A 4,716-nucleotide genomic window follows, 5' to 3' on the forward strand; every position below is an offset into this window, starting at 1 on the left:
ATCGGCCGGGTCTATCACCTCGACCGCGGTTTCGAGCGCATCGAGCACAAGCTCGGCCGATGCGGCGCCCAGATCGAACGGATTTCGGGTTAGCCGGCTCGCTGCATGACCGAGTCGATCCTGAGAAAAGCCCGGCGGGCCATCAGGAGCGCTCCGTCAGCGGGGTCAGCTTGCGGGGGAGTTATGACGCCCGATAGCCGAGGGGGCAGCCATGAGAGCAGGGGCTCGGCAAGGCCGCCAATGAGGCTTACTGCCGGCGCGCCAACAGCCAGAAGCCTATCGATGATGCTTACGGCGGCCTCGGCCGCTTCACTCACGAGTTTGATCGCAAGAGGGTCTTGAGCCGAGGCGTATTTGAAGATCAATGGCGCGAATCTCGCGAATTCCGCCGAGCTCGCGCTTGCGGCAAAAGATACAATTCGAGAGGGATCCCGGTTGAACCGCGTCAGAAGGGCGTCTGTAAGTCCGGATTTCTCGGCTCGGCCATCATAAGCCCAAAGCGTACGCCGAAGCGCTTCGCGGCCCATCCTTTGTCCGCCCGCTTCATCGGAGACTTCCGGTCCCCAACCGGCGACGGAAATACGCCGGCCATTTACGATCGCGAGACCGCACGACCCGGTGCCCAATATGGCAATCCCGCCATCGCCGCCCTGATGTGCTCCAAGCCAGGCGACGTAGGCGTCGGTTTGAAGCTCGACCGCCGCAAAGCCCGTGAGTTCAGAAAGCAGACGATCGGCCGTGGCTTTTAGGCCCGCTCCCGCCAGGCCCAGCCCGACATGCGCCCACCTTAGGCTTTGCTCATCAAGGCCCGCCGCGGCCAAAGCCGACTTCGTGGCCCCGCGAATGGACTCCTTTGCCAGCGGAAAATCTGAGTGAATATTGGCGGGGCCGCCCACCCCTTCGCCCAACAAATGGCCATCCAAATCCCGGATGCGAGCCAGGCAGTGGGTGGCGCCTCCGTCGACGCCTATAAAGAAAGGCTTCGGCATAAGTTAAGGTGAAGATTACAGGTCAGGCGTTAATGCGGTGCCAAGAACAAGCCAAACATGGCCAGAGTAAGTCAGCCCGAAAGAATCGCAACAGCTCAGCTATCAGATCGCTGATTTGCGGCCGAAAGTCCAGGGGTTAACTCCGATGCGCCCCCGCCACCCATGTCCCCAGAACCGCCAAGCTCTCCGGATCGATGGCCACCATATCGGCCCGGTACCCCGGGGCGAGCCGGCCGAGCATGTGCCCCAATCCAATGAAATTCGCGGGATTCCACGAGGCAAACCGCAGGGCTTCCGGCAGGGAGACCTGGAGAAGGTTCACACAATTGCGGACAGCGGTTGCCATATCGAGGGCGGCTCCAGCCAAGGTGCCGTCGGCTCTGAGACAGCGGCCGGCCTCGACCCGGATCTCGGTTCCATAGAGCTGAAAGCTTGGCTTGGAGCCCCCAACCGGCGGCATGGCATCCGTGACCAGCATCGGATTCCCGCAACCTCGCACGGCAAGCCGGAGTAGTGCCGGGCTGACATGCCAACCATCGGCAATTAGCCCATATGACGCGGCAGGCGATTCCAGAGCGGCAGCGATCGGCCCGGGCTCCCTGCTGGCAATAGGCCTCATCGCGTTGAACAGATGCGTGAAGCCACTCAGTCCTTCGGCCATTGCCGAGCAGGTTTCCTCGTAGGTGGCCATCGAGTGGCCGAGGGACACGCGACGGCCAGCCCCGGTCAGTTTCGCTATGAAGCCCTTGGGGACTCGCTCCGGGGCCAGAGTGACGAGCATTTGCCCTGTCCATTTGCCGCACAGAATTTCGACGTCTGCTTCATCCGGCATTCGCATCAGATGGGGATCATGCACGCCCGCTTTTTCCGGTGATAGGAACGGTCCCTCCAGGTGAATCCCGAGCACGCTCGGATCTGTCTCGGCAACCGCTTGAACGGCAGCGAGCGCAGCTCGCATTTTTTCGCGTGTATCGGTGATAAACGTCGGCAGAAATGCGGTGGTGCCATACTTCCGATGCGCGGCCGCGATGGTCTCGATGGTCTCGGCTGTCGGTGAATTGTTGAAGAGGACGTCTCCTCCGCCATTGACCTGAAGGTCTATGAAACCTGGAGCGAGCCAAGCGCCCGCGGGGAGGTGTCGCGCAGCAAGCGTTGCGGGCAACCCGGATTGCGGTAGCACGCCCTCGATCTTCGATCCTTCAATGATGACCGCGGCATTGTCATGCCTCGTGGCGCCGTCAAAAACATGGTCGGCGGTGACGGCATGAAGGTCATTTCGATTCATCTCGTCCGGGTGACCTTCTGCAAATTTCTCGGTTCATCCACGTTCAAGCCGCGATGGGCCGCCATGTGAATCGCGAGCGCGTAGAAGCTTTGAATCAAGCAAACCGCATCGGTTTCCGGACGATCTTGCCGGAGGACCGGCAGCCGCGCCGCGCCGCGCAGATCGTCGTGGCCCGTGGTGAAAACGGCTGCCTTCTTTCGGCAGAGGTCAGCCGCAAGGGCCGACAGAAGCTCCGCGCTCTCATCGCCAGGCATGAAAATCAAGATTGGGTAGCCGCTCGTTACGAGCGCGATGGGACCGTGCTGGAATTCGGCCCCGCTATAGGCCTCTGCATGAAGGTTGCATATCTCCTTCAACTTCAAGGCTGCTTCCTGTGCGATCGCGAGGGTGGGTCCGCGCCCCAACGTGATGAGACTGTTCTCCGCAGAGATCGCACCGGCAACGTGCGACCAATCGAGCCGTGTTGCCTCAACCAAACGCTCTGGCAGCCGGCCAACGGCTTCTGCTAACGAAGTCTCGTCTGCCCAAGCCGCAACCAGACTCAGGAGCGCCGAGAGAGAGGCGATGAAGGTCTTCGTCGCTGCCACGCTCAGCTCCGATCCTGCTGCCATTGGAAGAACGATGTCGGCGGCGGCTGCAAGCGGGCTGTCCACATCGTTTACGATTGCTGCCGTCAGCGCGCCCGCCGCTTTTGCAGAAGCGGTCGTCTCGATGAGATCATCGCCGCGCCCTGATTGGGAAACTGCGAGGAAAAACTGGTCTTTGAGCTGCAAATTTCGTCCGTAGATCGTCGTTATGCTTGGCGCGGCCTCAGCGACAGGAATTCCCAGATGCCGCTCAATGAGGTGTTTGCCGAAGCTCGCCGCATACGCCGAGCTGCCGCGCGCGCAAGTCACCACAACACGAGGCGGGCGTTCTTTGAGCGAGGCGCAAAGCCGGCTTATGGGACGGCCGAGCAGCTCCGACTGGCGGGAGACAATCTCGGGCGATTCCCGTAGCTCAGCTGCCATCAATTGTTCGCCGCTACTCACTCGAACTCCCGGTTTTGGTCCAGTGTCACTCTCACGAGCCATCTGCGTAGCGCCATATCGCCCGATTTTGTAGTAGATTTCCGTGGTCACCCCTGTCTAGCAGGCCTTGTATATCCATGAGCACCGAGCGTTCCAGCCCTCGCTATTCAAGTATCGATGCTTGGCACGCCGAGGATATCGCCGAATCCATCGTTGAAGGCCAGTTTGCAGCCGTCGCGGCGGTTATGGCTGCCCGCAAAGAGATCGCGGCCGCCGTGGTCGCAATGCATGCGCGTCTCCAACGTCACGGCCGACTTATCTATGTCGGCGCCGGCACGTCCGGTCGTCTTGCCGAGCAAGATGGTGCTGAGCTCGCACCGACGTTTGGCTGGCCGGAAGAGCGGTTGGTCGTGATCCTTGCGGGAGGGAAAGAGGCTCGGTCGCGATCGGTGGAGGGGGCGGAGGACGATGCGGAGGAGGGCGTGAGCCTGATCAGCCAGCACGAAGTTGACGCCCATGACGTCGTTATTGCGATCGCCGCGAGCGGCACGACGCGCTTTACCATGGCCTGCCTGCGAGAGGCCAAGCGTCGGGGCGCGCTCACTCTCGGCATTGCGAACAACAGCCCCTCTCCGATCCTCGAGGAGGCGGATCATCCGATCTTCTTGGATACCGGCGCTGAACCGATCGCCGGATCGACCCGGATGAAAGCTGGCACCGCGCAGAAAGTGGCCCTGAACACGCTATCGACCTCCCTCATGATCCTGCTTGGAAAGGTATATCGAGGCCTAATGGTCGATGTCCGGGGTGCGAATGCAAAACTCGTGAAACGCAGCGAGGACATTTTGATTCAGTTGACGGGGCGGAACCGCGAGGATGCGCGCGATGCACTGTCGAGCGCAAACGGAAGCATAAAAGTTGCCGTCCTGCTGCTCAACGGCTGTGACCTCGAGTCCGCAAAGCAGCTCCTCAACAACACCAATGGGCAACTCGAGACCGCGTTGCGGCACCTCGCCACCGCGCAAACCCCGAAGGCTTAGAGGATCGTCCCTGCAATTATCGTCGTGCGTTGTGGCCGATCCGCCACAGACAAAACGACGATTCGGGGACAAATTGCAGGAGTTAGAGAATCGGCAATCTCTACCAGTGCTCAGCGAAGCAGCGGGGGGCGATCAATGAGCATGAGCCACTTATTCGCAGCAATACTGCTGTTCTCCTCACCGGGTTGTCCGCATGAGGAGTCCGGGTGCATAACGCCGACTGAATACGTCGAGATCAATCTGACTTTTATTGCCGAGCGCAGCCACTTCACGGCGACACCGACTAGGTAGCCGCTCAGCTCGTCATTTCTTTGTGCTAGTAAAAGAAGGGGCGCCGACGCATCGACGCCCCTCCGAACAGTCCTGCATTACATCTTTTTCTCAGCGCATTT

General features: G+C 60.6%; 4 protein-coding genes. 1 reads left to right on the top strand and 3 read right to left on the bottom strand.

All coding sequences use genetic code 11. The features are described 5' to 3' along the window. Nucleotides 1-89: 89 nt before the first annotated feature. From ABW043_RS15615 to ABW043_RS15625, 3 genes are all read right to left on the bottom strand, one after another. Nucleotides 90-989: a glucosamine kinase nucleotide-binding domain-containing protein gene (locus tag ABW043_RS15615; protein ID WP_353922124.1), complete on the bottom strand. Its 900-nt coding sequence runs from the start codon at nucleotides 987-989 to the stop codon at nucleotides 90-92. Between the two features lie 136 nt (nucleotides 990-1,125). Beyond that, nucleotides 1,126-2,274 (bottom strand): N-acetylglucosamine-6-phosphate deacetylase, encoded by a 1,149-nt coding sequence (nagA, locus tag ABW043_RS15620; protein WP_353922125.1) that lies wholly within the window; start codon nucleotides 2,272-2,274, stop codon nucleotides 1,126-1,128. Next, complete coding sequence (locus ABW043_RS15625; protein WP_353922126.1) at nucleotides 2,271-3,305, bottom strand: SIS domain-containing protein; 1,035 nt, start codon at nucleotides 3,303-3,305, stop codon at nucleotides 2,271-2,273. The genes nagA and ABW043_RS15625 overlap by 4 nt, the downstream gene beginning before the upstream one ends. A 116-nt stretch (nucleotides 3,306-3,421) precedes the next feature. Between ABW043_RS15625 and ABW043_RS15630 the strand changes: the two genes are divergently transcribed. Next, the gene (locus ABW043_RS15630; RefSeq protein WP_353922127.1) at nucleotides 3,422-4,324 is read left to right on the top strand and encodes an N-acetylmuramic acid 6-phosphate etherase; all 903 of its coding nucleotides are present in this window, start codon (nucleotides 3,422-3,424) and stop codon (nucleotides 4,322-4,324) included. Nucleotides 4,325-4,716 lie beyond the last annotated feature (392 nt).

The organism is Devosia sp., assembly GCF_040509215.1.
Lineage (GTDB): Bacteria > Pseudomonadota > Alphaproteobacteria > Rhizobiales > Devosiaceae > Devosia.

What these genes read in the sequence shown, in the direction of transcription:
- ABW043_RS15615 (WP_353922124.1), bottom strand. Translation starts at nt 989, where the DNA reads ATGCCGAAGCCTTTCTTTATAGGCGTCGACGGAGGCGCCACCCACTGC.
- nagA (WP_353922125.1), bottom strand. Translation starts at nt 2,274, where the DNA reads ATGAATCGAAATGACCTTCATGCCGTCACCGCCGACCATGTTTTTGAC.
- ABW043_RS15630 (WP_353922127.1), top strand. Translation starts at nt 3,422, where the DNA reads ATGAGCACCGAGCGTTCCAGCCCTCGCTATTCAAGTATCGATGCTTGG.